This is a genomic window from Gymnodinialimonas sp., assembly GCF_059726805.1.
Genome location: NZ_AP041059.1, coordinates 4,019,995 through 4,046,758, shown reverse-complemented (window position 1 = coordinate 4,046,758; position 26,764 = coordinate 4,019,995). Strand labels below are relative to the sequence as shown.

General features: G+C 62.5%; 26 protein-coding genes and 2 pseudogenes. 16 read left to right on the top strand and 12 right to left on the bottom strand.

All coding sequences use genetic code 11. The features are described from left to right. The first annotated feature begins 27 nt into the window (after window positions 1-27). Both AC6I9R_RS19720 and AC6I9R_RS19715 read left to right on the top strand, forming a co-directional pair. Entirely contained in the window at window positions 28-711 is a 684-nt protein-coding gene (locus AC6I9R_RS19720; RefSeq protein ID WP_461428432.1) for a rhomboid family intramembrane serine protease, read from the top strand. 11 nt (window positions 712-722) lie between these two features. After that, on the top strand, window positions 723-1,142 hold the full coding sequence (locus tag AC6I9R_RS19715; protein ID WP_461428433.1) for a hypothetical protein: 420 nt from the start codon (window positions 723-725) through the stop codon (window positions 1,140-1,142). A gap of 4 nt (window positions 1,143-1,146) precedes the next feature. Here the strand turns inward: AC6I9R_RS19715 and murJ are convergent, their stop codons facing one another. The 3 genes from murJ to AC6I9R_RS19700 are packed head-to-tail and all read right to left on the bottom strand — an operon-like array spanning window position 1,147 to window position 6,699. Then, window positions 1,147-2,787: a murein biosynthesis integral membrane protein MurJ gene (gene murJ, locus AC6I9R_RS19710; protein ID WP_461428434.1), complete on the bottom strand. Its 1,641-nt coding sequence runs from the start codon at window positions 2,785-2,787 to the stop codon at window positions 1,147-1,149. Beyond that, window positions 2,784-5,627 (bottom strand): [protein-PII] uridylyltransferase, encoded by a 2,844-nt coding sequence (locus AC6I9R_RS19705; protein WP_461428435.1) that lies wholly within the window; start codon window positions 5,625-5,627, stop codon window positions 2,784-2,786. The genes murJ and AC6I9R_RS19705 overlap by 4 nt, the downstream gene beginning before the upstream one ends. Beyond that, window positions 5,587-6,699 carry a penicillin-binding protein activator gene (locus tag AC6I9R_RS19700; RefSeq protein ID WP_461428436.1) on the bottom strand — a complete coding sequence of 371 codons (1,113 nt, stop codon included), beginning with the start codon at window positions 6,697-6,699 and terminating at the stop codon, window positions 5,587-5,589. Before AC6I9R_RS19700 ends, AC6I9R_RS19705 begins: the two co-directional genes overlap by 41 nt. A gap of 255 nt (window positions 6,700-6,954) precedes the next feature. Between AC6I9R_RS19700 and rsmI the strand changes: the two genes are divergently transcribed. From rsmI to AC6I9R_RS19680, 4 genes are all read left to right on the top strand, one after another. Next, window positions 6,955-7,812 (top strand): 16S rRNA (cytidine(1402)-2'-O)-methyltransferase, encoded by an 858-nt coding sequence (gene rsmI / locus AC6I9R_RS19695; RefSeq protein WP_461428437.1) that lies wholly within the window; start codon window positions 6,955-6,957, stop codon window positions 7,810-7,812. Beyond that, entirely contained in the window at window positions 7,809-8,162 is a 354-nt protein-coding gene (locus AC6I9R_RS19690) for a YraN family protein (RefSeq protein ID WP_497863117.1), read from the top strand. Before rsmI ends, AC6I9R_RS19690 begins: the two co-directional genes overlap by 4 nt. A 75-nt stretch (window positions 8,163-8,237) precedes the next feature. Further along, window positions 8,238-9,176 (top strand): glutathione synthase, encoded by a 939-nt coding sequence (gshB, locus tag AC6I9R_RS19685; protein WP_461428438.1) that lies wholly within the window; start codon window positions 8,238-8,240, stop codon window positions 9,174-9,176. Further along, complete coding sequence (locus AC6I9R_RS19680; RefSeq protein ID WP_461428439.1) at window positions 9,173-10,078, top strand: alpha/beta hydrolase; 906 nt, start codon at window positions 9,173-9,175, stop codon at window positions 10,076-10,078. Before gshB ends, AC6I9R_RS19680 begins: the two co-directional genes overlap by 4 nt. Here AC6I9R_RS19680 and AC6I9R_RS19675 read toward each other — a convergent pair. After that, window positions 10,055-10,666 (bottom strand): annotated as a pseudogene (locus tag AC6I9R_RS19675) (ATP-binding protein); the annotation flags it as partial. The gene AC6I9R_RS19680 and the pseudogene AC6I9R_RS19675 overlap by 24 nt on opposite strands. A gap of 742 nt (window positions 10,667-11,408) precedes the next feature. Continuing rightward, window positions 11,409-11,681: a DUF6471 domain-containing protein gene (locus tag AC6I9R_RS19670; RefSeq protein WP_497863020.1), complete on the bottom strand. Its 273-nt coding sequence runs from the start codon at window positions 11,679-11,681 to the stop codon at window positions 11,409-11,411. Between the two features lie 103 nt (window positions 11,682-11,784). Here AC6I9R_RS19670 and AC6I9R_RS19665 point away from each other — a divergent pair, with 103 nt between their 5' ends. Further along, window positions 11,785-12,744, top strand: a complete 960-nt coding sequence (locus AC6I9R_RS19665) for an IS1595 family transposase (protein WP_461428441.1) — start codon at window positions 11,785-11,787, stop codon at window positions 12,742-12,744. Here AC6I9R_RS19665 and AC6I9R_RS19660 read toward each other — a convergent pair. Beyond that, window positions 12,741-13,457: a hypothetical protein gene (locus AC6I9R_RS19660; protein WP_461428442.1), complete on the bottom strand. Its 717-nt coding sequence runs from the start codon at window positions 13,455-13,457 to the stop codon at window positions 12,741-12,743. The two genes, AC6I9R_RS19665 and AC6I9R_RS19660, sit on opposite strands and share 4 nt — an antisense overlap. 363 nt (window positions 13,458-13,820) lie before the next feature. On the opposite strand from AC6I9R_RS19660, the gene AC6I9R_RS19655 reads away from it, so the two are divergent. Next, a complete protein-coding gene (locus AC6I9R_RS19655; protein WP_461428443.1) occupies window positions 13,821-14,015 on the top strand; it encodes a hypothetical protein in 195 nt (64 codons plus the stop codon). 17 nt (window positions 14,016-14,032) lie between these two features. Here AC6I9R_RS19655 and AC6I9R_RS19650 read toward each other — a convergent pair whose 3' ends face one another. The 5 genes and pseudogenes from AC6I9R_RS19650 to cobU form a co-directional block, all read right to left on the bottom strand. After that, complete coding sequence (locus AC6I9R_RS19650) at window positions 14,033-14,503, bottom strand: hypothetical protein (protein WP_461428444.1); 471 nt, start codon at window positions 14,501-14,503, stop codon at window positions 14,033-14,035. A 68-nt stretch (window positions 14,504-14,571) separates the two neighbouring features. Beyond that, window positions 14,572-15,513, bottom strand: a pseudogene (locus tag AC6I9R_RS19645) (YifB family Mg chelatase-like AAA ATPase); the annotation flags it as partial. Between the two features lie 56 nt (window positions 15,514-15,569). After that, window positions 15,570-16,253 carry a glutathione S-transferase gene (locus AC6I9R_RS19640; protein WP_461428445.1) on the bottom strand — a complete coding sequence of 228 codons (684 nt, stop codon included), beginning with the start codon at window positions 16,251-16,253 and terminating at the stop codon, window positions 15,570-15,572. Window positions 16,254-16,337: 84 nt separating this feature from the next. After that, a complete protein-coding gene (locus AC6I9R_RS19635) occupies window positions 16,338-16,913 on the bottom strand; it encodes a histidine phosphatase family protein (protein ID WP_461428446.1) in 576 nt (191 codons plus the stop codon). Beyond that, window positions 16,910-17,461, bottom strand: coding sequence for a bifunctional adenosylcobinamide kinase/adenosylcobinamide-phosphate guanylyltransferase (cobU, locus tag AC6I9R_RS19630; protein ID WP_461428447.1), 552 nt, complete (start codon window positions 17,459-17,461; stop codon window positions 16,910-16,912). Before cobU ends, AC6I9R_RS19635 begins: the two co-directional genes overlap by 4 nt. Before the next feature lie 102 nt (window positions 17,462-17,563). On the opposite strand from cobU, the gene AC6I9R_RS19625 reads away from it, so the two are divergent. From AC6I9R_RS19625 to AC6I9R_RS19590, 8 genes are all read left to right on the top strand, one after another. After that, window positions 17,564-18,445, top strand: coding sequence for an RNA polymerase factor sigma-32 (locus AC6I9R_RS19625; protein WP_461428448.1), 882 nt, complete (start codon window positions 17,564-17,566; stop codon window positions 18,443-18,445). 152 nt (window positions 18,446-18,597) lie between these two features. Further along, window positions 18,598-19,353: a hypothetical protein gene (locus tag AC6I9R_RS19620; protein WP_461428449.1), complete on the top strand. Its 756-nt coding sequence runs from the start codon at window positions 18,598-18,600 to the stop codon at window positions 19,351-19,353. Window positions 19,354-19,404: 51 nt separating this feature from the next. Beyond that, window positions 19,405-20,607: a bifunctional phosphopantothenoylcysteine decarboxylase/phosphopantothenate--cysteine ligase CoaBC gene (gene coaBC / locus AC6I9R_RS19615; protein WP_461428450.1), complete on the top strand. Its 1,203-nt coding sequence runs from the start codon at window positions 19,405-19,407 to the stop codon at window positions 20,605-20,607. Window positions 20,608-20,655: 48 nt separating this feature from the next. Next, complete coding sequence (dut, locus tag AC6I9R_RS19610) at window positions 20,656-21,108, top strand: dUTP diphosphatase (protein ID WP_461428451.1); 453 nt, start codon at window positions 20,656-20,658, stop codon at window positions 21,106-21,108. Further along, window positions 21,108-22,160, top strand: a complete 1,053-nt coding sequence (locus AC6I9R_RS19605; RefSeq protein ID WP_461428452.1) for a HesA/MoeB/ThiF family protein — start codon at window positions 21,108-21,110, stop codon at window positions 22,158-22,160. The genes dut and AC6I9R_RS19605 overlap by 1 nt, the downstream gene beginning before the upstream one ends. Before the next feature lie 62 nt (window positions 22,161-22,222). Continuing rightward, on the top strand, window positions 22,223-23,011 hold the full coding sequence (locus AC6I9R_RS19600) for a substrate-binding periplasmic protein (protein WP_461428453.1): 789 nt from the start codon (window positions 22,223-22,225) through the stop codon (window positions 23,009-23,011). Between the two features lie 42 nt (window positions 23,012-23,053). Then, the gene (locus AC6I9R_RS19595) at window positions 23,054-23,851 is read left to right on the top strand and encodes an amino acid ABC transporter permease (RefSeq protein WP_461428454.1); all 798 of its coding nucleotides are present in this window, start codon (window positions 23,054-23,056) and stop codon (window positions 23,849-23,851) included. 120 nt (window positions 23,852-23,971) lie between these two features. Beyond that, entirely contained in the window at window positions 23,972-25,990 is a 2,019-nt protein-coding gene (locus AC6I9R_RS19590; RefSeq protein ID WP_461428455.1) for a M3 family metallopeptidase, read from the top strand. A gap of 130 nt (window positions 25,991-26,120) precedes the next feature. On the opposite strand, the gene AC6I9R_RS19585 is transcribed toward AC6I9R_RS19590, so the two are convergent. Further along, a complete protein-coding gene (locus tag AC6I9R_RS19585) occupies window positions 26,121-26,657 on the bottom strand; it encodes an SH3 domain-containing protein (protein ID WP_461428456.1) in 537 nt (178 codons plus the stop codon). Window positions 26,658-26,764: the final 107 nt, after the last annotated feature.

The window sequence follows — 26,764 nt, the reverse complement described above, 5'->3', positions numbered from 1 at the left end:
AGGATCGTCAACCAAAGGCCCGCGTCCATGGATCAGCACAACGTCTCGCCATTCAACGCGCTTCCGCCGGTGGTCATTGCCCTGGCGGTCGTGATTTTCGGGCTGGAGATGATGTTCCAGGCCGCCACGGCAGGCATGCTTGGCGGACAAGGCGGGATCGGCTGGCGTCTGGCCGCGATCCAGGATTATTCCGTTCTGAACGCCGTGTGGGACTGGATGATCGACACCGGTCAATTCCCGACAGAGCATTTGGTGCGCTTCATCGCCTATCCGTTGATCCACGGCAGCTTTGTCCATGCCGCTTTCGTGGTCGTGTTCATCCTTGCCCTCGGCAAGATGGTGGCAGAGGTTTACTCCGTGCTGGCCTTCCTTGCTGTCTTCTGGATCTCGGCCATCATGGGCGCCCTGGGGTTTGTCGTCCTGATGGACAGTGAGTATCCATTGGTGGGCGGCTATCCCGGCGTCTACGGGCTGATCGGCGCGTTCACGTTTTTGATGTGGATGCGGGCCGAGGCCCAGGGCTCGGGCCAATTCCGCGCCTTCGCCTTGATCGGGGCGCTATTGGCTATTCAACTGCTGTTCGGCCTTCTGAACGGTGAGTTCGGCAACGTCGTAGCGGATTTCTCGGGGTTTGTGACGGGCCTTGTCTTGTCGTTTGTCGTCAGCCCCGGGGGTTGGAGCAGAGTGCTGGCCCGGATGCGGCAGCGGTGAGAGGAAAGAACATGAAACACTTGGTATGGGCGGCATTGGCCGCGCTTCTGGCGGGGCCAGTTGCGGCGCAAAGCGCAGACGAGCTGCGCGCGCAGCTGACAGGCCAGGTGATGAGCCTGCGCGGCTACGATGATGCCCAGACCCCGACCGGGGAAACCGTGACCCTGCACCTTTTCGACAGTGGCGCGGCGCGGATCCGGTTCAACGCGTTTGAGGGCGACGAAGTGCAAGAGAATTGGGTGCTTTGGCGCGTCAGCCCGCAGGGGCAGTTCTGCACGACCTTTGCCATCCCCGATGCGGGCGGTGCGCTGCGCGCGGCGGACGAGGAAGATTGCCTCGACATTGCCGTGCGCGGCACTTCAGTGGGGCTGAATTTCTACGGCTCCACGGGGAACCTGGATCGCTACTCGGGCACGTTGCGACCGATGTGAGCGCTCAGCGCCCGCGCATGGTGCCGCGCAGCTCGCTTAGGCTGAACGCCCCGAAAAGGCGCGCAAAACCGAAGTAGCTGACGATGCCAAGCGCCACCAGAAGCGCCAAGGCCAGGTAGCGCAGGCCCGGCTCGCCCAGGAAGGGGCCGATCAACAGCTCGGCGCCGACAAGCACGATGCCCATGGCGATGGCTGCGGCGCAGATGCGCCAGATCCGGGCGCGGAAACGGTCATCGAACTGCGCCACATCGCCCAGGCCCGCGCGGCCCCGCGACAGAAGGCCCACCATGATCCAGGCGGCGACCGTAGTGCCGATGGCGGCCCCCAGGAACCCGATGGCCGAGGCGAGCCCAATGGCCACCACCGCGTTGACGACCATGGCCACCAGCGCAAAGCGGAACGGGCTGCGCGTGTCTTCGCGGGCAAAATAGACCGGTTGCAGCACCTTTTGCAGCACGAACGCGGGCAATCCCATCGCGTAGACCGTCAGGGCCAGAGCGGTGGCGGCGGTGTCGTCTGCGGTGAACTCACCGCGCTGAAACAGGACCGAGATCAACGGCACCGGGATCACCATCAGGGCCACGGCGGCGGGAATGGTCAGGGCCATCGCCAGCTCTCCGGCGCGCGACAGGGCGTGGCGGCCGCCTTCAGTATCGCCCGCGCGCAGGCGGCGCGACAGATCGGGGAGCAGCACGATGCCAATGGCGATGCCAACAACGCCAAGCGGCAGTTGATAAAGCCGGTCCGCGAAGCTGAGCCAGGCGATCGCGCCGTCAAAGAAGCTTGCGACCTGGCGGCCCACCAGCAAGTTCACCTGCACGACACCGCCCGCCAGCATGGCGGGCAAGGCGATCACGGCCAGTTTGCGCATGTCCGGCGTCAGGCGCGGCAGGCGGGGCCTGATCTTGTAGCCCGCGCGCGTGACCGCGAACCACACCAGCGCCATTTGCGCCACGCCCGCAATTGGCACGCCCCAGGACAGGGCCCGGCCATAGGCCTCGGCCGGGTCGGTGATATTGGTCATCTTGCCGTCCGGGGCCGTCCAGTAGACGGCCAGCATCACGCCCACGAGGATGATGTTGAGCAGGATCGGCGCGGCAGCGGCGGCGGCGAAACGGCCAATCGCGTTGAGCATGCCCGAGAACAGCGCCGCCAATGAGATGAACACGATGTAGACAAAGGCGATCCGCCCGAAGTCCACCGCCAGCGTGAACCGCGCGTCCCCCACAAAGCCGCTGGCCATGGCCAGGACCAGCGCGGGCATTGCGACCATGGCAACAACCGTGAGCAGGATCAGGATGGAGGCGAGCCCGGAAAAGGCATCCTGCGCAAAGCCCTGCGCGTCATCGCCGCCCTCCACCTTTTTGGAGAACAGCGGCACGAAGGCGGTGTTGAAGGCCCCCTCGGCGAAGAACCGGCGGAACATGTTGGGCAGGGAAAACGCCACCAGAAAGGCCTGCGCCACGGGGCCGGATCCCAGGAACGCCGCAATCAGGATATCGCGCACGAAGCCCAGTATGCGGCTGGCCATGGTCCAGAAGCCGACCGTGAAGAAGCCCGCAATCAGGCGGATCGGCTTTGGCGCGGTCGATTTTGGGCCGCCGGGGGGCCGAGGCGGGACGTGGAAGGGGTCGGTCTCGCTCATGCTCCGGCCCGTTCCGCGACCCGCGCGATGGCGTCGCGCAGCTTGCGTTCCAGCGCATCGCGCTTGCCCTCGGAATGCAGTTTCAGGCCGAACATATCCTTGACGTAGAAGGTGTCCACGACCTGCACACCGTAGGTCGCGATGGTGGCCGAGGCGATGTAGATATTCGACGCGGCCAGGGTTTTCGTCAGGTCATACAGCAGGCCCGGACGGTCGCGGGTATCAACCTCGATGATCGTGTAGATCTCGGACCCGTCGTTGTCGAAGGTGATCGTGGTCGGCACGTTAAAGGGACGCTCGCGCTTTTTGATCTTGTCGCGCTTCTCCATCGCTTCCGAGGCGACGACCTCCCCCTTCAGGGTTTTGCGGATCATCGTCGTCAGGCGCGGCAGGCGTGCCTTCTCGAACGGGGCGCCCTCACGGTCCTGCACCCAGAACACCGCCGTGGCGTAGCCGTCCTTGGAGGTGTAGGTGCGCGCGTCAACGACGTTGGCGCCAACCAGCGACAGGGCGCCCGACAGGCGGGTGAGGATGCCCGGGTGATCGGCCAGTGCGAAGCAAACTCGCGTGGCGTCGCGGTCTTCATCCTGCTTGGTGTCGATCTTGATCTCATCATCTTTGAGGCCGCTCAGCATCTTGGCGAAGGCCACCTGAGTGCCGAGGTCGAGGCCCTGCCAATAGGGGCCGTAGTGGCGGTCGACTTCGGCCTTGATCGCGGGTTTCGTCCAATCGCTGAGCGCCTCGCGCAGACGCTTCTTGGCCTCACCCTCCAACTGCCCGCGGTTGAGATCCTCAAGGCCCGTCTCCAGCGCCATGGCGGTGGACCGGTGGAGCGAGCGCAGAAGCGTCGCCTTCCAGTTGTTCCAGGTGTTTGGGCCGACGCCGCGAATGTCGCAGACCGTCAGCACGCAGAGCAGGTCCAGCCGCTCGCGGGTTTTCACGGCCTTAGCGAAGTCCCGCACCGTGCGCGGGTCCGCGATATCCCGCTTCTGGGCCATGTCGGACATCAGAAGGTGGTAGCGCACGAGCCATTCAACAGTCTCGCATTCCGCTGGCTTCAGGCCAAGTCGCGGGCAAATCGTACGTGCCATGCGGGCGCCCAGAATGGAGTGATCCTCGTTCCGGCCCTTGCCGATGTCGTGCAACAGGCAGGCGAGGAACAGCACCTTGCGGTTCACGCCGCGCTTGAGGATGCCCGAGACCAGCGGCAGTTCTTCCAGCAGCTCTTCCCGCTCGATCTGCGCGAGGGTGGAGACGACCTGAATGGTGTGCTCATCCACCGTGTAGCTGTGATACATGTTGAACTGCATCATCGCCACGATGGGCGCGAATTCCGGCAGGAAGGCGGCCAGAACGCCCAATTCGTTCATCCGCCGCAGGCCGCGTTCCGGGTTGCCGTGCTTCAGCATCACGTCAAGGAAGATGCGGTTGGCCTCGCGGTCCGTGCGCATTGCGTCGTCGATCAGGTCCAGCCTTGCCGAGACCTCTCGCATCGCATTGGGGTGGATCAAATAACCGGTGCGCAGGCCCTCTTCGAACAGGCGCAGGATGTTGAGGGAATCGTCAAAGAACGTCTCTGGCTCGGCAATGTCGAGCCGGTTTTGTGACACGACATACCCCGGTTTCAACTTCTTGCGGCGCGAGCGTCCGCGCAGGAACCCGAAGATGGCAGGGGCTTGTTTGACGTGGCGCGCCTCCAGCCCTGTCAAAAAGATCCGCGTCAACTCACCGACCATGGTGGCGTGGCGGAAGTAATCCTGCATGAAGTGTTCGACCGCGCGGCGACCCGAGTGGTCCTCATATCCGAGCCGCTGCGCCACTTCGACCTGCATGTCGAAGGACAGCAAGTCCTGTGCGCGCCCGGCGATCAGGTGCAGGTGGCAGCGCACGGCCCAGACAAAGCGTTCGGCGGCGTCAAAGGCGGCAAATTCCTCTGGCCGGAAGACATTGAGCTCGACCAACTCGCCCGCTTTCACCACGCCATGTTCATATTTGGCGATCCAGTACAGCGTTTGCAGGTCCCGCAAGCCGCCTTTGCCTTCCTTCACGTTAGGCTCCAGCATGTAGCGCTGGCCGCCCTGTTTCTTGTGGCGATTGGCGCGCTCTTCCAGTTTCGCCTCGATGAATTCGCCGATGGTGCCATTGAAAAGCTGTGCGCGCAGGGTGTCCTGCAATTCAGCCGCCAGCGCGGCGTCGCCGCTGAGGTGGCGCATCTCCAGGAAGGTGGTGCGGATGGTGTAATCTTCGCGCCCCAGGCGCAGGCAATCCTTGATGGTGCGCGAGGAATGCCCGACCTTCAGGCGCAGATCCCACAACATGTAGAGCGTGGATTCGATGATCGACTCGACTTTGCCCGTGACTTTCCAAGGACACAGAAACAGCAGATCCACGTCAGAGGACGGCGCCATTTCGGCGCGGCCATAGCCGCCGACGGCCATGACAGCAATCCGCTCGGCCTCGGACTGGATGTTGGTGGGGTGCAGGTAGGTTTGGGCGACGCGCAAGACCTCGATCACAAGGGCATCGGTCAAGAAGGCATAGGACCGGGTCGCGCGGCGTGCGGCGAGGGGTTGCGCCGCGACAGCCTCTGCCAGGGCGGCACGGCCGTGTTCTTGCGCTTTGGAGAGTTCCGCAACGGCTGCGGCGCGGATCGCGGCGGAACCGCTGGCCTGGGTGCAGGCTGCGTCTAGCCGCGCGGCCAGGGCCGCTTGATCAATGATCGCGTCGCCGGGCAGCAGAAGCGTGCCCGGGGAAGACGCGGCAGAGAGGCTGGGGTTTTGGTTTTGGGCAGGTGCGCGGTCAGAAACCGACACCGCCAAGACGTCTTGGGGCAGGGTCAATGACACTCACCTGTTGGTTGACGATCTCGGCCACGGCCAAAGCACGCTCGATTGTGCCATCGTTGAGGAAGCGGAACGCACCGCCCGCGCCGTCGATCTGGCCCGCTGCGACCAGGTCGACGGTGCCCATGCGACCCGAGGGGGCAGCGGCGGCAATCGCACGGATCGCGTCGTATCCCAGCCCGCCAAGGGCATGGGGCGCGCCCCCGTTGACGGCAGCATAGCGGCTGTTGAAGGCAGTGGCGGCGGCGGGATCAGGCAGGGTGAACCACCCACCTTGCAGGCCGGAGAATTCCAGTGTCGCCGGGGGCACGTCCCAGCGGGTCAGACCCATCAACTGCACCGCCGAGGTGTTGAGCCCGTTCTCTGGCAGCAGTTGCGCGAAAAGCGGCAGGGCGCCGGCACTGTCGGATGTCAGCAACACAGCATTTGCACCGCCCGAGCGCACGGCAGAGGTGACGTCCGGCACGACGTTCACAACGCCGATCTGGCTGAACTCGTAAGGGATGGTGGCGGCAATCGTCGCGCCCGAACGGGCAGCGGCCGTGCGCACGGCGTCGCGGGCGACTTCACCGGCAAGGTTGCTGGCATGAACCAGAACGATATTTCCCCGGCCCTGGCTGGCCGAATAGCCGACGATGCGGTTGGCGGTATTGGCGAACGTATAGCCCAGAACCAGCACGTTGCCGCCCGCAATCTCGGTGTTGTTGGAGAAGCTGAGCACCGCCACGTTGGAGTTTGCGACGGCAACGCCCACGGCAGCCGCAGCGTCCGAGCGCAGTGGCCCGACAATGACGTCAGCCCCGGCCGAGACGGCCTCTTGCGCGCGCGTGGCAGCGGTCGCGGCATTGCCCGCGGTGTCGTAGACGGTGATTTCAATCGTTGCATTGGCCGCGACGTCTGACGCCGCGAGCCGCGCCGCGTTCTCCAGGCTGCGGGACAAAAGCGCGTCCCCGCCCGAGCCGCTGACGGGCAGAAGCATGGCGACCTGAACGGTTTGGCCGACACGGGGACCGGCACCCAGGCCGATCGGGCCACCGCCGATCTGGCAAGCTGTCAGGACCAGAGACAAAAGAAGGGCCGTCAGAATACGAGCTGGGTTGCGAAGAATGCTGAAACCGGAAACCATAGAACGTAGGCCCTCCCCTTGAGGCGTAACATAGATAGACGTGGCGGGAGGCCCGCGAATGCACGCTACGGCGATTAACCGTTCAAGTAAACGTGGCAGCCAGAGCCGATTTGCCCTCGGCACGGCTAATGGACCGGATTGCCCTCGCAAGGCAATGGCGCAGATCACGCAAACGTCAGCTCCGGCGGAGGCACGCCCATGAGCGTGGCGCATTCAGTGGCGCCGGGCCTACATTTTGTGGCCACGCCAATCGGCTCGGCCCGCGATATCACCCTGCGGGCCCTGGATGTCTTGCGGTCGGCAGATGTGATCGCCGCAGAAGACACCCGCACCGCACGCAAGCTGATGGAAATCCACGGGGTTCCCGTGAACGGGCGCCCGATGATCCCCTATCACGACCATAACGGCGCCGAGGCCCGGCCCCGTATCCTCGGCGCTTTGGAAAAGGGCCTGTCGGTCGCCTATGTGTCCGAGGCCGGCACGCCCTTGGTGGCCGATCCCGGTTACCAATTGGGGCGCGCGGCGATTGACGCAGGCTTCGCGGTGTTCTCGGCCCCTGGCCCCTCGGCGGCACTGGCGGCCCTCACCGTTTCAGGCCTTGCCTCGGACCGCTTCCTGTTCGTGGGTTTTGCGCCAAGCCAGGCGGGGGCACGGGCGAAGTGGATCACCGGGCTTGATGCGGCAGGTGCCACAGTGATCGCCTATGAAAGCCCGAAACGCGTTCACCGATTGTTAGGTGAATTGTGCGAGATGTTGGGGGATGACCGAGAGGTGGCGATTTGCCGGGAATTGACCAAACGTTTCGAAGAGGTGGTTCGCGGAACCTGTGGGCAGGTCCGCGACCAACTGCAGGACAGGGTCTTGAAGGGCGAAATCGTGGTGGTGATTGGCCGCGCCGTAGCCCAGGCACCCTCGGCGCAGGACGTGGAAGCGGCCCTGCGAACGGCGATGGACACGATGCCCCTGAAGGCGGCCTCTGCCCAGGTGGCGGACGCGCTGGGGATGTCCAAGCGGGACGTGTATCAACTGGGCCTTCAGCTGAAAAACGGCGGCTGAAAGGACAACTTTCTTACCTGAAGGGCAAGGCCGCCGAGGATTGCGCGCTGCGCGTCTACCTTGATCACGGCCACAGGCTCGTGGCGCGCCGCTGGCGCGGCCCTGCGGGCGAAATCGATCTTGTCATGGAAAAGGACGGCGAGGTGATTTTCGTGGAAGTGAAAGCCTCTCGCACCCATGCGCAGGCGGCAGCAGCCCTCTCGAAGCGACAAATTGGACGGCTCTTGCGCTCGGCGGAGCACTGCCTTGGCTCTTTCCCGAAGGGTCTTGCGACGCCCATGCGGTTCGACGTGGCGCTGATTGATGGCCAGGGCCGGTTCGACGTGATCGTGAACGCCCTCGCCGCCTGAACAGCTCCGATCTGCCATTGCACCGGAAGGTTTGCCACGCCAAGTAGTGGAGAGAACAGAACCGGAGGGGCAGACATGCTGATCGCATTTCAAATGGATCCGATCGAGGACGTGGATATCGATGCGGATTCGTCTTTCCGCCTGGCGGAAGAAGCCCAAGCGCGGGGCCACGAACTGATCGTCTACACCCCGGATGATCTGTTTTACCGCGAAGACAAGGTTTACGCCCGGGCGCGGCGGATCACGGTGCAGCGGGTCAAGGGCGATCACGTGACAGCGCAGGCGCCCGAGATCGTGGATTTGGCCAGTGTTGACGCCATCTGGCTGCGCCAAGACCCGCCTTTTGACATGGGCTACATCACCACCACCCATCTGCTTGACCGGTTGCGCGGGCAGGTTTTGATCGTGAACGACTCGTTTTGGGTCCGCAATGTGCCCGAGAAACTGATGGTCCTCGACTATCCCGACCTCACGCCGCCCACAATGATTGCCCGCGACATCGACATACTGAAGACGTTCAAGGAAGACCACGGCGACGTCATTCTAAAGCCGCTTTACGGCAACGGCGGTGCGGGCGTGTTTCGTCTGACGCGGGAGGATCGCAACCTCAACTCGCTGCATGAGCTGTTCACCGGCATTAATCGAGAGCCGTTGATCATGCAGAAATTCCTGCCCGATGTCTCCGCGGGCGACAAACGGGTGATCCTGGTGGATGGAGAGCCCGTTGGCGGCATCAACCGTGTGCCCGCCAAAGGCGAAGTCCGCTCGAACATGCACGTGGGCGGGCGCCCGGAGCCGACGGCCTTGACCGAGCGCGAGCGTGAGATTTGCGCCATCATCGGCCCGCGCCTCAAGGAAATGGGCCAGATTTTTGTGGGCATCGACGTGATCGGCGGTTGGCTGACCGAGATCAATGTGACCTCGCCCACCGGCATCCAAGAGCTGGAGCGGTTCGACGGCGTCAACATCGCCGCCAAGATCTGGGAGGCGATTGAAGCGAAAGCCAAGGCATGAGCCTGCGGCTGTTGCTGCTGAACTTCGGGTGCCGGATGATCGGCAAAACGCGGCTGCGCTATGTCCAGAAACCCGGCAGCCAGCGTAAGGATTTTGAAATCGTCGGCACGTTGTTTGGGGGCCGCGGGCGTGGGCTGATCCAGCGGGATGAGCCCGGCACGCCGCCCCGCCGGATCGTGGCGCCCGAGGCGGGCGGCAAGGGCGTGGTGCTCTACTTCCACGGCGGCGGCTTCATCGTGGGCTCGCCGCAATCCCATATCGCGTTGATCCGAACGCTGTGTCGCCGCTCAGGCTGTCGCGTCGTGGTGCCGGACTACGCCTTGGGGCCAGAGTTTTTACTGCCTGCGGCCCAAGATGATGCCCGCCGCGCCTGGGATCAATTGATCACCGAGGACCTTGCCCCGTCAGACATCGTCCTGGCCGGTGACAGCGCGGGCGGAGGCATGGCGCTGTCGTTGATGGCCGAACTGGGCGCCGAGGGCTTGCGCCCGGCGGCCTGCGTTGCCTTCTGCCCCTGGACCGATTTGACCGGGTCCGGCGCGTCGATGGTCGAGAACGCGCGTCGCGACGTCCTGTTGCCCGCGGAACGCTTGCCGGATCTGATCGGCTTCGCAGCAGGCGACGCTGACCTGACCGACCCGCGCCTGTCGCCGCTTTTCGCGACCTTCGAGGACCCAGCGCCAACGCTGATCCAATTCGCCGAAACCGAAATTCTGCGCGACGACGCCCTGCGCATGGTCCAGGTGTTACGCAGCGCTGGAGGCAGGGTGGAGGTGCAAAGCTGGCCCCACGCGCCGCATACCTGGCAGGTGTTCGGCGCCGCCGTGCCCGAATCCCGTGAGGCGATCGCTAAAGCGGCGGTGTTTATCCGCGCTGCCCTAGACCTCGCGCGCGCCGATTAGGCGATACCCGACGGCCTCGGCAATGTGCGGGGTGCTTACGGTCTCATCCCCTTCAAGATCCGCAATGGTGCGGGCGAGACGCAGAACGCGGTGATACCCCCGCGCCGTCAGCTTGAACCTGTCGGCCGCTTGCAGGAGCAGGGCCTTGCCTTCGGCATCGGGCGTTGCGATTTCATCCAGCAACGCGCCTTCCGCATCGGCATTGACCCGCGCGGGCACACCAAGCGCAGAGAAGCGCGCCGCCTGCACCTCGCGCGCCCGTGCAACACGCGTTGCGATCACCGCGCTGGTCTCGCCAGAGGCCGGCAGGTCGAGATCCGAATAGGCCACCGGGGGCACTTCGAGCCGCAGATCGAAGCGGTCCATAAGGGGGCCGGAGATCTTGCCCATGTAATCCTGTCCGCAGATCGGCGCGCGATTGCACGCGGCGTCCGCGTCGTAAAGGTTGCCACAACGGCAGGGGTTTGCCGCGGCGATCAGCAGGAAGCGGCACGGGTAGGTCACATGGGCATTGGCGCGCGCGACCACGACATCGCACGTCTCAATCGGCTGGCGCAGGGTTTCCAGCACCGCGCGAGGGTATTCCGGCATTATGGAGCAAGCTCACCAAATAAGGTTATAGACTAACCGTTAATTGGCCGATACTCATCCCACAGGCGAAAGACCTGGTCCGCCGTCACGAGAAACAGCAACCACGCTATGCGTTCATCGCCAAATCCATTCCTGATCAGGTCTGAAACTCCAGGCTCGCCGCGGAACAACAGCTGTGCGACAACGCATACCATGAATGTGTATGACGAGGCCGCTAGGCCTAAAACGCTAGCCAGCCTTCGTCGCGTGATCGCGCCTTTCGTGTCGCGATGGTAGCCCTTCTTAACCAGAAAAATTATTGCGATGGCCGCAACAGCGATAGACGCCTCGATGCATGCGACCCAAGCCCAAGGCCCTTCCAGCACTTCTAGTTGCTTAACTTAGTTTGATAGCGGCAACTATTGCGGACACAGCAGCGGCACCCACGACTGTTGAAGCAGTGGATTCCAGCAAATCAACGTACGAGCTAAGTGAGGACAGCAGAAAACCCCCGGCGGCAAACCAGATCACAAAAGTGAATACTGCATGCGTTCTCCGGTCAGGGTCACCGGAAATAACGTCTCGGTATGTATCAAGGGCTAGTCTCACATCCATACTCCCATTGTCTTGTCAATTACGTCACATTTGGTAAACAAATATGGCTTTTTTGGTCAATTCCGACTCATTTCATCAACTGATGTGTAAAATTTTACTTAACTGTGCTCAAGTAGAAACAAGAACCTTGCTTTGCAAGTTGAGGCTACTGGAGTGTGATCTCCACGCCTAATGCCTTCATGCATTGAAGCAAGAATGCAGCGCTAAAGCCACCACGGCTTATCTTGTTCGCCACGCCGCCTGAGCTCATATCCACACCTATGGCCGAGAGACGACGCGTAAGCTCTTCTACAGTCACCCCTTGATCAGCCATAGCCGAGCGAACCAGATCCTTGGCTTTGTCTTGAAACGCCTTGTTTACTGGACTTTCCTTACGGGGGGTCGGTTTTGGCGGGGCAGGCCGCGAGGCCTTATCCATAACATTCATTCGGCACCTATTGTTTCACCGTATATGGTGAATATAAGTGTTGACGGAGATTCTGTCCACTGGCATAACATACTCACCAAATAAGGTTAGTATCATGTCTCAACACTTCCTACTCTCACCTGCCGCCAAGACCCTCTCGCTAGTCAAGGTTATGCGCATGTCCGACGATGAAGCACGGGCGGCGTTCCGCAATATCCGTTGGGCCGATACCGATGGTGAGCCTTATTGCCCCAAGTGTGGCTGCATGGACGCCTATGACCTGGCGACCCGCCAAGTTTACAAGTGTAAGGGTTGCTCCAAGCAATACAGCATCACGTCCGGCACGATCTTCGCCAGCCGCAAGCTGGCAGTACGCGACATTCTCGCAGCGATCGCGATCTTCATAAATGGCGCGAAGGGCTACAGCGCTCTGCAACTATCTCGTGATCTTGCAGTCGATTATAAGACCGCGTTCGTGCTTCTGCATAAGGTGCGTGAAAGCATAGAGCTTGCCCGCGACAAGGGCGCGCTGTCTGGCAATGTTGAGGTAGATGGGGCCTACTTTGGTGGCTACGTGAAGCCTGCCAACGAAAAGAAAGATCGCAAGGACCGCCGAAAGAAAGCCCACCAGTCCGGCAAGCGCCAAAGCGTTATCGTCACCCGTGAGCGTGGTGGCATCACCCGCACCTACATCACCGCAACGGAAGCGGAAGGCGTGGCACACGTCGCAGCCAACGTTGAACATGGTGCAACGGTTCACGCTGATGAAGCCTCCCATTGGGATAAGCTGGCCGCTTACTTCCCGATAAAGCGCATCAACCACCAAGAGGCGTATTCCAAGGACGGAGCCTGCACCAACATGGCGGAAAGCTTCTTTAGCCGCCTGCGCCGCGCTGAGGTTGGGACTCACCACCACATCGCGGGCAAGTATCTGGACCTCTACGCCTCTGAAATGGCATGGCGTGAAGATTGCCGTCGTGAGGCCAATGGCCACCAATTCGCGATGGTGATGGGCGCTGTAGCCGCCGCGCCTCAGTCACGCCGCTGGTGCGGGTACTGGCAGCGGCGAGCCTAACTTGAAAGAAAGTCTTTAAGAGCGGCAATCTTCTTCTCAAGCTTAGTAAGACCCTCAAGGTCCAATAGGGCGGAAACCTGAACGGTATCTCCTGTGATTTGAGCATTGATCTTGTTCAACTCGTCAGGAACTGGCGCAGCGGCGGGCTGAATGGTGGTTGAATGTGAGGCAATCACTTGATTATTCTCCATATTTTCAATCTTCACCTCCGATTCTGGGCCATCTGGGCCATGGACGCCATCACTTTCGAATGCGCCGGAATGCTCCATGTATCGCGCGGTTTCTAAGTAAGCCTTTGCGACCGGATTGATAGCGCGATCGAGAAACTCCTCTCTCATTAGCCATGATTTTAGAGCGGCCTCGGATGGCGTTCCGTCCGGGAATCGGTCTCTGATCTGCTGAAACACAACAGGCTGCAAGCCCGCCGTTCTGAGGGCCTCCCGGCGATCATCTTCGCTATCTGGATGAAGGATATCCACCAGCACTTGCGTTACACGAAGTTGCCCCTTGCCAGCCTTTTCAACAAGTCCGTAGTGAGCAAGCGTCGCCAAACTCTTTCCCGCCGCGCCGCTTAGCCCACTGTACCCGATGTGTTGCGCGGCAACTTCTCGATCGATCTCATTTTTTCTATCTTTTTCAAATACTTGTGATGCCATTTGGATGGCTTTCTCAAGCGGAAAATTTGGATAGGCCGGACTATGTTTCTGGGTCATTGCTGCGCTCCACCATGAATGCTTCTTCTGCACTCGTATCACGAGCATTCACCGCAAGCAATTAGATAGCGCATTGGGGCAATCAGATGCTTGACCGTCGATTGGAATCGCCTATGGTGTAACTCACTGCCAGACCCACAACATTTGGGCCAACCAGCGGGGGTTATGAAGATGGGGCAAATATAGAGGTGCCCATCTGCAAGGCGTTCGAGCGTCGAGCAGATGGGGCTTAAGGGGATCGGGGCAGTCGCCCCGGTCTCTCAACATTCATTGACCGTGATGCGGACAATACAACAATTGAACGATGGTTCATTTCGGTGAATCCGTCAACCGCAGATCGGTCACAGCCAAGGAAATAAGGCTATGAAAGACCGAAAAGTGACTGCCGAAATGGCAGCGATCATCAAACTCGCAAGAGCTTTGAAGATCAACTACTCGATTATCGCCAGCTATCTGGTGATTAACCAAGGCCGCATCGCGGACGTGATGAAGGGGCGCTTGCACCCGAACGTGCCGCCTGCAAACGACTTGCCGGACGACTTCCCGGTAGCGGCGTAAGAAATGGAGAGGGCGGCTCATTGGTCGCCCTCTTTCAATTTCCACAGTTTGTACGGCCCGTTCTCGCCGTGATCTTTGGTCCAGCCCACGTCTTCGATCAGACCTTGGTTCACGCAGGACTTTATACAGGCCCCAATGCGCTTACGCAGTATGCTCAGGGTGGCCTCGTCAACCGCAAGGCCCCTGTCAGCCGCCCACGCCTCAGTAATCTGGCGAGACGTGAGCGGCTTCGCACTGTCGCGGAAACACCCTAGAACAAAACGCTTAACACTTCCCTTCTGGGCGCGGTGCTTCACCACATATTCCTTTATGGCGTAAGTGTCGGCGTCTGGATCAAACAGTCGGATAGAGGCGTCCAGGTGGTCTATGTCCACCGTCAGCTTCTTAATCTCAGCCTTGTAGCGGTCGCGCAGCGCGGATAGCTCAGCGTGCTTTGCGACAAGGCCCGATACAGTGTTCGGGCGTTCGTATTCGATACAATCTTTCATGGCGTGAAAGTACATCACCATATGCGGTTAGTCTATAACCTTATTTGGTGAGCTTGCTCCATAATGCCGGGGTATTCTGGCAGCTCATCCAGGAACAGAACGCCGTTGTGGGCCAGGCTGATCTCTCCAGGTTTCGCGCCGCGTCCGCCGCCGACGATTGCGGGCATGGACGCCGTATGGTGGGGCGCCCGGTAGGGCCGCGTCCGCGAAATGCCGCCTTCGTCCAGAAGGCCCGAAAGGGAATGGATCATCGACGTCTCTAGCGCCTCTGCGGCCGACAGAGCCGGCAGGATGCCGGGTAACCGAGCGGCCAGCATCGATTTGCCGGAGCCCGGCGAGCCCACCATCAGCAGGTGGTGCCGCCCCGCCGCTGCAATCTCCATTGCCCGTTTCGCCCGTTCCTGGCCGCGCACTTCTGACAGGCATTTCGGGCCGGGGTCGGCGGCAACCTCGCCGGGTTTTGCAGGCTCAAGCGGTGCGCGATCAGTGAGGTGCGCGATCAGATCGCCCAGGGACGCCGCTGCAAAGACGGGCGTGGCCCCGACCCAGGCCGCCTCGGCGCCGCAGCCCAACGGGCAGAGCAGCGTGCGGTTGTCCTCTCCCGCCGCCAAAGCCGCAGGTAACGCGCCCAGAACGGATACCAAACGCCCGTTGAGGGATAGCTCGCCCAGGGACAACGCGCCCTCCACCCGCTCTTTCGGTAAGATCCCAAGGGCCGCCAACAGGGCCAAGGCAATCGGCAGATCGAAGTGAGATCCCTCCTTCGGGATATCGGCCGGTGACAGGTTCACGGTGATCCGGCGCGACGGAAGAGCGATGGCCATGGCTTGCAAGGCCGTGCGCACCCGCTCGCGCGCCTCGGACACGGCCTTGTCGGGCAGGCCGACGATGGCGAAGCCCGGCAAGCCTGCGGTGACGGCGCATTGCACCTCGACCCGGCGGGCATCAAGGCCCTCGAACGCCACGGTGTGGGTCAGGGCGAGGGCATCTGGGCTGGCAGCTTCAAACATGCAACCAACCCTGTCGCCATAACGGTTAGCGAATGGTTAACGGCACCCGGAAAATGCTAATCAAAGGTCGGAAACGGGACCCGCTTTAAGGGCGCTTGGTCGTACTTGGCGATTTCTTGCGTTTCCTTCATGCCCGCGGTGCGCCATTCGACGAAGGACGGGTGGGTCACGATGGCCTTGGCATAGGCCTGCGCGGTGTCAGACATCGGCAGCCCATAGGTCAAAAGCCGCGTGGCCAGGGGCGCGTAGAAGGCATCGGCGAGCGTGAAGTTGCCGTAGAGGAACGGCCCGCCGGAGCGGTTAATGGCACGCGCCATGATATCCTCAAACCGGGCGACGTCGGCCAGGACGGCATCGGAGGGCTCAAACCCGGCCCAGGCGGTGCGCAGGTTCACGGGGCAGGCGGCGCGCAGGGCTTTGAAACCATCATGCATCTCGGCGATGATCGACATGGCTTCTGCCTTCTCCACGGCATCCGCAGGCATGACGCCCCGATCCGCGAAGGTTTGCGACACATGCCAAAGGATGGCCATGGAATCCGTCAGCATCCCGCCCTCAGGCGTGCGTGCGGCGGGCACGGTGCGCGCCGCGCCGAAGGCTGCGACGTCCTCGTAGAACGTGTCGCCATAGATCTCCACCTTGTGGAGGTCTACCGGGATGTCGAAAGGGGCGAAGCACAGCCAGCCGCGCAGGGACCAGCTGGAGTAGGACTGCTGTCCGATAAGAAGATCATATGTCATGGCGGCAGTTAGGCGCGGGGCGCTGGCGGCGTCAATTGAAAGGCTCTGATGGAGGAGATCAAGGCCGCTGATCAACGTCCTTGATCACGGGTTATGGTTGACGGACGCCAACGCCCATTCCGCCCCGTCGAAGTGCAGCTCGGACACCGAAAGCGGGTCAATCTTCTGGGCGATCATTGCTTTGGGGTCCTGTCCGATCAGCGCACCGATCTGGCAGAGGATCGTGCCAAAATGCGCCACGACGATCAGATCACCCTGCTGCGCCGCCATATGACGCGCAATCGCGGCCCCCACGCGTCTTGCCACGTCGTTCCAACTTTCACCGCCCGGCGGTGTCACGTCGCCGGGATCATCCCAGAAGGCGCGGCTCAGGATCGGGTCGCGCTCGCCCACGGCCTCGAACCCCATGCCGTCCCAAACCCCGAAATCGAACTCGCGCAGGTCGGCGTCGTGGGGCAGGCGCGGGCGGTCCCCGGCGATGGCATCTGCGGTGGCAACGCAGCGGATCAAGTCGGACGAGACGATTGGCGCGCCGAGCGGCAGGTGATCCCGCATCCGCGCCACGGCGGCGGTGTCCGACAGGTCCGCAGGAACATCGCGCCAGCCGGTGAAGACCGTCTGGTGGGTCGGCCCGTGGCGGATCAGGAAGAGGCGTCTCACCAAGGGTCATCCACATCATCAAGCTGCGGTTTCCCCTTCAGCACATGGGGCAGACCGGCTGTCACATGGACCACAAGATCGGCTTGCGCCGCGAGCCGTTGGTTCACCTCGCCCTGGGCGCGTTGAAACGCGCGGGCCAGCGCGTTCTCGGGCACGACACCGCCCGATACGTCGTTGCTGACCAGCACAACCGGGGCGCGCATCTGGATCAGCACATCCAGCAAGGTCTCCAGCTCTTCATCCCAATCACCGTCGTCGATCATCAGGTTTGTCAGCCAGAAGGAGATGCAATCCAGCAGCACGACCTCTCCGGCCTCAATCCTGGCCAAGGCGTTGGCGGTTTCATGGGGCGCTTCCATGGTGCGCCACCCGTGACCTGAACGTTTCGCACGGTGCGCGGCAATTTTCTCATTCATCTCGCCGTCATGGGCCTCGGCGGTGGCGATGTAGACTTTGGCCAAGCCACACTGGCGCACCATGCGTTCGGCAAAGGCGGATTTGCCGCTGGAGGCACCACCAAGAACAAGGCTGAGGGGGGGCAGGCGCAATTTTATGTCCCTACGTGTGATCCAAACGGTTGAACCCTGCGTAACACATATGAACGCGCGGTAAACGCGTCTCGAAACAGAGTAAGAAAACCGGGGGTCGTTATGGCATTTGATATGGGTGGAGAACACAACCTGTCACGTCGCGCGATGAAGGCGGAGTTGTTGGATGCAGAAACGGAGTTGCGGCTGGCCTATGCCTGGCGCGACGAACGGTGCGAGGAAAGCCTGCACCGCCTCGTGACGGCCTACATGCGGTTGGCCATTTCGATGGCGGCAAAGTTCAAGCGTTACGGCGCGCCGATGAACGACCTGATCCAGGAAGCAGGCCTTGGCCTGATGAAGGCCGCCGACAAGTTTGACCCGGACCGTGGCGTGCGCTTTTCGACCTATGCCGTGTGGTGGATCAAGGCGAGCATCCAGGACCATGTGATGCGCAACTGGTCGATGGTGCGCACTGGATCCACGTCTTCCCAGAAGTCCCTCTTCTTCAACATGCGCCGTGTTCAGGCCCGGCTGGAGCGCGAAGCGATGAAGACCGGCGAGACGCTGGACAAGCATCAGTTGCGCCAGATGATCGCCACCGAAGTGGGCGTGCCGCTGCATGATGTGGAGATGATGGAAGGCCGCCTGTCGGGGTCGGACTATTCGCTCAACGCCACCCAATCTGCCGAGGACGAAGGCCGCGAATGGATCGACACGCTGGAAGATGACGGCGAGCAGGCCGAACACATCGTGGAGCACTCCCATGACACCGCGCAGTTGCGCGAATGGTTGATTGCTTCGATGAATGCCCTCAACGAGCGCGAGCGTTTCATCGTCCGCGAGCGGAAGCTGCGCGAAGATCCCCGGACGCTGGAAAGCCTGGGCACGGAACTGGGCCTCTCGAAAGAGCGTGTGCGCCAGCTTGAGGCCGCCGCCTTCGCCAAAATGCGCAAGACGCTGGAAGCTCAATCGAAGGAGGTTCGGTCATTCCTCGCCGTTTGATTTACCACGCGCCCCTGGCGCTTCTGGCCGGTCTTTTTGTCGTCACGCTGATGGTTTCGCCGCCCTCCGGCGCGTCGGTCGAAAGGATGTCCAGCATGATTGTGTCCGAATAACCCCTTCACACTGGGACCAAGCCGTCCCACATGGACGGGATGGCATCGCGGAAAACCAACAAGATCGTCAACGCCCTCGCCCTTCTGGTCGGGGGCGTCTGCGTGTTCGTCGTGGCGGCGATCTCAACGCTGATGTCCGCGCCGCAGCTTGCCTTTGCCCATTCCGCCGGGGACGGGCGGATCATGTTCCACGCCACGGAACCCCTGTCCCAAGAGGCCGCCCTGCGCGCGGGCGCCGAGGCCTGGGCCGCCATGCAGGACACGCCGTTTGGGCAGCCGGACCACCAGATCGACGTGTATGTGACCGGGGGCCGCGGATGGCGGCACCAGGTGTTCTTCCGGCCCGCTCTTTGGGCCGGCGGTTTGACCTATCCGATCCTGTCGACGCAGATGATGTTTCTGCGTGACGTCGACCTGGAGGCCGGGCGACTTATCGGCAGCGAAGGCCCGATCCCAGATCCGCGCGATTTGACCTATTACCTTGTGCACGAAATGACCCATTTGCGCCACGCAGAGGAACTGGGCCGGATCCGGTTCCTGCGCACGCCGCATTGGGTGCGGGAAGGCATGCCGGATGTCGCCGCCCTGGGCCTGGCCGAGCCTGCGTTGATGGCGGCTGCGATGGCGGGCGAAGCCTTGCCGCGGGACCGCTTCGGTTCCTACCCCATCGAACGGGCCTGCGTCACGATGGTTCTGGCCCAACCCGGCATGACGATGGAGCGCCTCCTGCATCTGAACGCGCCGATGCGCGACCCGCGCAGTTGCATGACACTGCCGCCCGCCTTTTCCGATTGAAGGGCGCGGGCGGCGCGCCTACCGTGTGGGCGCTTTAGCGCGGGGACGGACATGCTGACAGGCAAGCGGATACTTCTGATCATCGGCGGCGGGATCGCGGCCTTCAAGTCTTTGGACCTGATCCGGCGTCTGCGCGATGAGGGGGCTGTGGTCGTGCCGGTGCTGACGAAAGCGGCGGAGGAGTTCGTGACGCCGCTGTCGGTGTCTGCTTTGGCGGCGCAGAAGGTCTACCGCGATCTGTTTGACCTGACTGACGAAGCCGAGATGGGGCATATCGAACTGTCGCGCGCGGCGGATCTGGTCGTGGTTGCGCCTGCGACGGCGGATCTGATGGCCAAGATGGCGGGGGGGCATGCGAACGATCTGGCCTCAACGCTGCTGATGGCCACCGACAAACGCGTGCTGATTGCGCCCTCGATGAATGTGCGGATGTGGGAACATCCGGCGACCCAAAGAAACCTCGCGGCGTTGCAGGGCGATGGCGTGATGGTCGCAGGTCCGGATGAGGGCAATATGGCCTGCGGCGAATTTGGCCCCGGCCGGATGTCTGAGGTGCCTGATATCATTGGCGCCATTGGGGCGGCATTGGGTGACGGCCCGTTGAAGGGGCGTCATGTGATTGTAACCTCCGGCCCGACCCATGAGCCGATTGATCCGGTGCGCTACATCGCGAACCGCTCGTCCGGGGCTCAGGGGACGGCGATGGCAGCGGCGCTGCGTGATCTGGGCGCACGGGTGACGTTTGTGACGGGACCAGCGGATGTTCCGCCCCCAGCGGGGGTCGCCGTCGTGAAGGTTGAGACAGCGCGTGAGATGCAGGCGGCGGTTCAGGCTGCACATCCCGCCGATGCGGCCGTCTTTGCTGCTGCGGTGGCCGATTGGCGGGTGGAAAATGCCAGCGGCTCGAAGATGAAGAAGGATGGCTCGGGCAATGCGCCCGCTTTGGAGTTCGCGGAGAACCCGGACATCTTGGCGGGGGTGTCGCAGATGGGCGAGGGGCGGCCCCGGTTGGTCGTGGGCTTTGCTGCGGAAACCGATGACGTGATCGCTAACGCGACTGCCAAGCGGGCGCGGAAGGGATGCGACTGGATCGTGGCCAATGATGTCTCCGCCGCGACGGGGATCATGGGCGGGCAAGAGAACGCGATTGTGCTGATTGATGATGACGGCGCGGACGTGTGGCCTAGATTGCCGAAGGAAGAGGTCGCCCGGCGGCTGGCGCTGCGCATCGCGGAGACGATTGGTGCGGGTTGATAGCGTTGGGATTGAGTTTTCCTGGCAAGATGAAAGAGGAAGCGGCGCGTGCGGATCGAAGTGATGCGAGAAGAATGGGCCGACACGGAGGTTGCCCTGCCGAATTATGCCACGGCGGGCGCGGCTGGGGCTGATCTGCGTGCCAATTTTGAGCATCGCGAAGAGGTCGTTTTGGCGCCTGGCGCGCGGGTTCTGGTGCCGACCGGTCTGCGTGTGGCGATCCCGGAGGGGTATGAGATGCAGATCAGGCCGCGCTCTGGCCTGGCTTTGAAGCATGGTGTGACATTGGCCAATGCGCCCGGCACCATCGACGCAGATTACCGCGGTCCGTTGGGTGTGATCCTGATCAACCTGGGGCAGGAGCCTTTTGCGATCGTCCACGGCGCACGGATTGCCCAGGCGGTTGTGGCACCTGTGGTGCAGGCTGAATTTGACGTCGTCGACGCCTTGGATGCCACGGACCGGGGCGCGGGGGGCTTCGGCTCGACGGGGACGCGCTGATGCTATTCGTTCTGATCCTTGCCGGGGTCCTTTGGGGCATCGGCCACGTGATGAAGGTGCCGGTGGCGGCGCGTCTGAACATGCTGGGGCTCCTCTACGTGGCCGTTCTGGCCGTGCAACTGGCGTTGCCTGACGGGCATCCGTTGCGCGAAATGACCGGCGGCTCGGTCGCATTGTGGTTGCTGTTGGGCGGCGCCTTGGTGCTGGTCCTGGCCTATCGCGCGCTGCTGGTGCGCCTGCGGGGCCGCGCCGAGGGGATCGAGGCCGCGCGAGAGGCGGAAGCGCCGGCGCCCTCTGGCCCCTTCCTTGACGTGGAGTTGGAGCGCTATGCGCGCCACATCACCCTGCCAGACATCGGTGGCGACGGGCAGTTGGCACTGAAGAACGCGAGCGTGCTGGTGATTGGGGCGGGTGGCCTCGGCTCTCCGGTGTTGTTGTACCTGGCGGCGGCGGGGGTCGGGCGGATCGGGGTGATTGATGACGATACGGTCAGCCTGTCGAACCTGCAGCGTCAAGTGATCCACACCGACGCGCGCAGTGACATGGCCAAGGTCTTCTCGGCGGAAATCGCGATGAAAGCGCTGAACCCCCATGTCGAGGTGCGGCCCTACAACCGGGCCCTGACGGCAGATATCGCGGAAGGGCTGTTCGCGGAATATGACCTGATCGTCGACGGCACCGACAGTTTCGCCGTGCGCGAGATGGTGAACCGCGCCGCCGTGGCGGCGGGACGGCCCTTGATTGCGGGCGCGATTTCGGCATGGGAGGGGCAGGTGACCCTATATGATCCCGCAGGCGGCGCGCCCTGTATGGCCTGCATTTTCCCGGACGCGCCCGCGCCCGGACTGTCGGCGACCTGCGCCGAGGCGGGCGTGGTCGGCGCGCTGCCGGGCATCATCGGGTCGATGATGGCGCTGGAGGTCATCAAGGAGATCACAAGCGCTGGAGAGGGCCTGCGCGGTCGGATGCTGATTTACGACGCACTCCACGTGGAAACCCGCGTGATTGCCGTGCAGCGCCGCGCCGATTGCGCGGTTTGTGGCGGCGATTAAGCTCGGGGCTGGACGGCGCGCCCGGGCACGCCATACTGGCCGCAATCAATAGGGAGCTTGCTATGACTCGTTTTATCGCCGCAGCCTTGGTTGCCATGATGCCGCTGACCGCCGCCGCCGACGGGCATCTGCCCGACCTGGGCGGCCAGGAAATTGTCGTGGTGACGGAAAACGCCTACCCGCCACTGCAGTTCATCGACCCGGTCTCGGGCCTCGCCATCGGGTGGGAATATGACGCGCTGGAGATCCTGGCAGAGCGGCTGAACTTCACGCCGGTGATCGAGAACATCAGCTGGGATGCGATGATCCCTGCGGTGTCCGGCGGGCAGTACGACATGGGCATGACCGGGATCACAATCCGCGAGGATCGCGATGAATTGGTCGATTTCTCCGTGCCTTACATGGTCAGCCAGATGCGGATGCTGGTCGCCGCCGATGAAACGCGCTTCACCGATGCTGAAAGCTTTGCCGCTGACGAAGACCTGCTGATCGGCACGCAAGCCGGCACGACGCCGTTCTACGTGGGCGTCTACGATGTGCTGGATGGCGACGAGGCGAACCCACGCCTGGTGCTGCTGGAGACGATCCCCGCCGCGATCCAGGCGCTGATGACCGGCGATGTGGACATGGTGCTGGCCGATAGCGCCGGGGGGCAGGGCTATGTCAGCGCCAACCCCGACCGCCTGCAAATGATTGGTGAGCCCTTGGGGACCGAAGAGTTCGGCTTCATCTTCCCCAACGACAGTGAGCTGGTTGCCGCCATCGACGCGGGCCTTGAAAGCATGCGCGAGGATGGGACGCTGGCTGAATTGGATCAGCGCTGGTTTGTCGACTACGCCCTTGGTCAATAACGAAAATCTGGCGCGCCGGATGGTTCTGGCGCGCCGCCCCTGATGCTCTCCCGCTCCCCCCAGGACAAGGATTTCCCGTGGTGGCTCGTCGCGTTGGCGGGCTTTGCGCTCTATGCCGTCTGGCAATTGTGGACCAGCGAGATCTACTGGCAGGTGCTTACGACGTTGCGACGGGGCATCTGGATCACCGTGATCGTGACATTGGTGGGGTTTGCGACGGCCAGCCTGATGGGCCTGGGCCTGGCGCTGATGAGCCTGTCACGTAGCCTGATCCTGCGCCAGATCGCGCGGTTCTATATCGAGGTCGTACGGGGCGTGCCGATCATTGTCTTGTTGCTCTACGTCGCCTTCGTATTCGCGCCGGGTATGGTCGTGGCCTATAATTGGATGGCAGAGGCGGTGGGCTTGGAGACAATCCGGACGAGGGATTTCCCTCTTCTGTGGCGCGCGGTGATCGCTTTGGCGGTGGGGTATTCCGCTTTCATCGCCGAGGTCTTTCGGGCCGGGTTGCAATCGGTCGATCCGGGCCAGATCGAGGCCGCGAATGCCTTGGGGTTGAACCGGTGGAACCGGTTCAGGCACATCATCTTTCCCCAAGCGATCCGTACGATCTTGCCTCCCTTGGGCAATGATTTCGTGGCGATGGTGAAGGATTCCTCGCTGGTCTCGGTCCTGGGGGTGTTGGACGTGACGCAGCTTGGCAAGGTGACGGCGGCGTCGAACTTCCGGTATTTCGAGACCTATAATGTGGTGGCGCTGATCTATCTGTCGATCACCGTGACGTTGTCGATCCTGCTGCGGCGGATGGAGCAGCGGATGCGGCAGGGGGAGCGGCGGTAGTTGCGCCTGCGGCGCAAGCGAGAGACGCTGTCTCTCGCGCTCTCTGGGATATTTGAGAACGGGGAAGGGGTGTGGGCGCGCCCGATTGGCCCTATGTGTGGGTGCAAAGGAGATTTCGCCATGACAAATGCGCTGTTGGAAACCTGGGATACGCCTTTCGAGATGCCGCCGTTTGAGCGGATCGGTGACGCGGATTTCGCGCCCGCGCTCGACGCTGCGCTGGACGAGGGGCGCGCGCGGATCGCGGCGATTGCGGATCAGGATGCGGCGCCGACGTTTGAGAATACGGTCGAGGCGCTGGAGCTGGCGGATGCCTTGTTGGACCGGGTTGCGGGGGTGTTTTTCAACCTGGCGGGCGCCGATGCGACGCCGGAGCGCGAGGCTTTGCAACGGGACTATGCGCCAAAGTTTGCGGCGTATTCCTCGGAAATCACCAATAATACCAAGCTGTTCGCTCGGATTGATGATCTGTGGGAGCGCCGGGACACGCTGGGATTGACGGCTGAGCAGGCCCGGGTGCTTCATCTGACGCACCGGTCCTTCGTGCGCTCGGGCGCGGCCCTTGAGGGGGCCGAGGGCGCGCGGTTGACGGAGGTGAAGTCTCGGTTGGCGGTATTGGGCACGGCGTTCATGCAGAACCTTCTGGCCGACGAGCGCGCGTGGTTCATGGAATTAGCGGAGGGCGATCTGGAGGGCTTGCCGGACTTCGTCGTTGATGCGGCCCGCGCGGCGGGAGAGGAGAAGGGCGCAGGCGCCCCGGTGGTGACACTGTCGCGGTCCTTGATCGTGCCGTTCCTGCAGTTTTCGCCCCGTCGGGATTTGCGTGAGAAGGCCTATAAGGCCTGGGCCGCGCGCGGGGCCAATGGCGGTGAAACCGACAACTTGGGGATCGCGGCGGAGACGCTCGCGTTGCGGGAAGAGCGCGCCAAGCTGTTGGGTTACAAGGATTTTGCGGCCTACAAGCTGGAGACTGAGATGGCCGGATCGGCGGATAACGTCCGCGATCTGCTGATGGCCGTGTGGGAGCCCGCGAAGGCGCAGGCGGAGGCGGATGCCGAAAAACTGGCCGCGATGATGGCTGACGATGGGGTGAATGGCCCGTTGGAGCCATGGGATTGGCGCTATTATTCCGAGAAGCGCCGCAAGGCCGAGCATGACCTGGATGAGACGGCGCTGAAGCCGTATCTGTCGTTGGACGGGATGATCGCGGCGGCGTTTGCCTGCGCGAGCCGGCTGTTCGGGTTGGAGTTCACGGCGCTCGACATCCCGCTTTACCATACCGATGCGCGGGCCTGGGAGGTCACGCGGGGCGGGCAGCATGTGGCTGTTTTCATTGGGGATTACTTCGCGCGCGGGTCCAAACGCTCTGGCGCGTGGTGCTCGGCCATGCGGTCGCAAAAGAAGCTGGGTGGCGATACGCGGCCCATTGTGGTGAACGTCTGCAACTTCGCCAAGGGCGACCCGGCTTTGTTGTCTTATGACGATGCGCGGACGTTGTTTCATGAGTTTGGTCACGCGCTGCACCAGATGCTTTCAGATGTGACCTATGGGTCGATTTCCGGCACCTCCGTGGCACGGGATTTTGTGGAATTGCCAAGCCAGCTTTACGAGCATTGGCTGGAAGTGCCTGAAGTTCTTGAGGAATTCGCGGTTCACGTCGAAACCGGAGAGCCGATGCCGAAGGCCTTGCTGGACCGCCTGTTGGCCGCGCAGACCTATGATATGGGCTTCTCGACGGTGGAATATGTCGCCTCTGCGCTGGTAGATCTGGATTTCCACGACGGGAACGCGCCGGGTAACCCGATGGAATCGCAGAAGAAAACACTGGAGCGCTTGGGGATGCCGCGCGCGATTGAGATGCGGCACCGCACGCCGCAATTCGCCCATGTCTTCGCGGGCGATGGCTATTCCAGTGGGTATTACAGCTACATGTGGTCTGAGGTGATGGACGCAGATGCCTTTGCTGCCTTTGAGGAGGCGGGGAGCGCCTTCGACCCAACCCTTGCCAAGTCGTTGGAAACGAACATTCTTTCTGCGGGCGGCAGCCAGGAGGCGGATGTGCTTTACAAGGCGTTTCGGGGCCGGATGCCGGGGGTGAAGGCTCTTCTGAAAGGCCGTGGGCTGGACCGCGTAGCGTGAGGCGTGCGGTGGGTTGAAGCCCGGTCTACAGAGGCTCGGGGTATATCAATGATATATCAATTCTGCGCACCGCCGGTGCCGCCGCGGGTATATCAATCGTAAATCAATTTGAAAAAGGCCTCGGGCGAGGTCAGTCGAAGGTCTCGCCCGGTTCCACCCCCCAGAGGGCGGAGGCGTCGACCCAGCCCTCGAACCCGCCGACTTCCATTCGGCACCAACCGGGCATGCATTCCTCCAGCCGTCCGGTGACGCCAACCTCGGCATGGGCGCGGATGTTGGAGCCGGTGTCGGGGCGCGCGTAAAGCGGTAGCATGTCGGCCTCGACAATCGCCGACCGCGCGCCGGACAGAAGCGAGTAATGCATCCAACCGCCCGCGCCATCGCGATCCACCACGCGGCGCCAATGGCCGTGTTCGGCGACGATCATCATTGGCATGTGACGGCGCGTGAAGACCCAGTCAATGCGGTGCGACCGTGACGGACCGCGCCGGGCGTTGCCCTCGGTCGCGCGCATGGTGACGTAGCGGGGCAAGGGAAAGCCGGTGACGGGCCCGACCCGCGCCTGGGACGCGGCATCGGGCACCTCGGAGGGCGCCTCGGTCTGGGCGATGGCGGGCGCGGCGAGGGCCGCGAACAAGGTGAAAAGGCCGATCAGAATGATCCGCATGGGTGCTGCCTCGATCCTGGGGGGAAGTGTCCCCGGGGTGTCCTCAATTGTTCCCGCGATCTTGCGCCTCGGGTAACGATGGGAGAGTGTCACGAGGACAGGTGAAA

Excerpts from the sequence above, each read along its gene's own strand:
- coaBC (WP_461428450.1), top strand. The coding sequence starts at position 19,405 with ATGCTGACAGGCAAGCGGATACTTCTGATCATCGGCGGCGGGATCGCG.
- AC6I9R_RS19590 (WP_461428455.1), top strand. The coding sequence starts at position 23,972 with ATGACAAATGCGCTGTTGGAAACCTGGGATACGCCTTTCGAGATGCCG.
- AC6I9R_RS19670 (WP_497863020.1), bottom strand. The coding sequence starts at position 11,681 with ATGGATAAGGCCTCGCGGCCTGCCCCGCCAAAACCGACCCCCCGTAAG.
- rsmI (WP_461428437.1), top strand. The coding sequence starts at position 6,955 with ATGAGCGTGGCGCATTCAGTGGCGCCGGGCCTACATTTTGTGGCCACG.
- AC6I9R_RS19600 (WP_461428453.1), top strand. The coding sequence starts at position 22,223 with ATGACTCGTTTTATCGCCGCAGCCTTGGTTGCCATGATGCCGCTGACC.
- AC6I9R_RS19640 (WP_461428445.1), bottom strand. The coding sequence starts at position 16,253 with ATGACATATGATCTTCTTATCGGACAGCAGTCCTACTCCAGCTGGTCC.
- AC6I9R_RS19585 (WP_461428456.1), bottom strand. The coding sequence starts at position 26,657 with ATGCGGATCATTCTGATCGGCCTTTTCACCTTGTTCGCGGCCCTCGCC.
- AC6I9R_RS19625 (WP_461428448.1), top strand. The coding sequence starts at position 17,564 with ATGGCATTTGATATGGGTGGAGAACACAACCTGTCACGTCGCGCGATG.
- AC6I9R_RS19595 (WP_461428454.1), top strand. The coding sequence starts at position 23,054 with ATGCTCTCCCGCTCCCCCCAGGACAAGGATTTCCCGTGGTGGCTCGTC.
- gshB (WP_461428438.1), top strand. The coding sequence starts at position 8,238 with ATGCTGATCGCATTTCAAATGGATCCGATCGAGGACGTGGATATCGAT.
- AC6I9R_RS19650 (WP_461428444.1), bottom strand. The coding sequence starts at position 14,503 with ATGAAAGATTGTATCGAATACGAACGCCCGAACACTGTATCGGGCCTT.
- AC6I9R_RS19720 (WP_461428432.1), top strand. The coding sequence starts at position 28 with ATGGATCAGCACAACGTCTCGCCATTCAACGCGCTTCCGCCGGTGGTC.
- AC6I9R_RS19660 (WP_461428442.1), bottom strand. The coding sequence starts at position 13,457 with ATGACCCAGAAACATAGTCCGGCCTATCCAAATTTTCCGCTTGAGAAA.
- AC6I9R_RS19655 (WP_461428443.1), top strand. The coding sequence starts at position 13,821 with ATGAAAGACCGAAAAGTGACTGCCGAAATGGCAGCGATCATCAAACTC.
- AC6I9R_RS19715 (WP_461428433.1), top strand. The coding sequence starts at position 723 with ATGAAACACTTGGTATGGGCGGCATTGGCCGCGCTTCTGGCGGGGCCA.
- AC6I9R_RS19605 (WP_461428452.1), top strand. The coding sequence starts at position 21,108 with ATGCTATTCGTTCTGATCCTTGCCGGGGTCCTTTGGGGCATCGGCCAC.
- murJ (WP_461428434.1), bottom strand. The coding sequence starts at position 2,787 with ATGAGCGAGACCGACCCCTTCCACGTCCCGCCTCGGCCCCCCGGCGGC.
- AC6I9R_RS19620 (WP_461428449.1), top strand. The coding sequence starts at position 18,598 with ATGGCATCGCGGAAAACCAACAAGATCGTCAACGCCCTCGCCCTTCTG.
- AC6I9R_RS19680 (WP_461428439.1), top strand. The coding sequence starts at position 9,173 with ATGAGCCTGCGGCTGTTGCTGCTGAACTTCGGGTGCCGGATGATCGGC.
- AC6I9R_RS19665 (WP_461428441.1), top strand. The coding sequence starts at position 11,785 with ATGTCTCAACACTTCCTACTCTCACCTGCCGCCAAGACCCTCTCGCTA.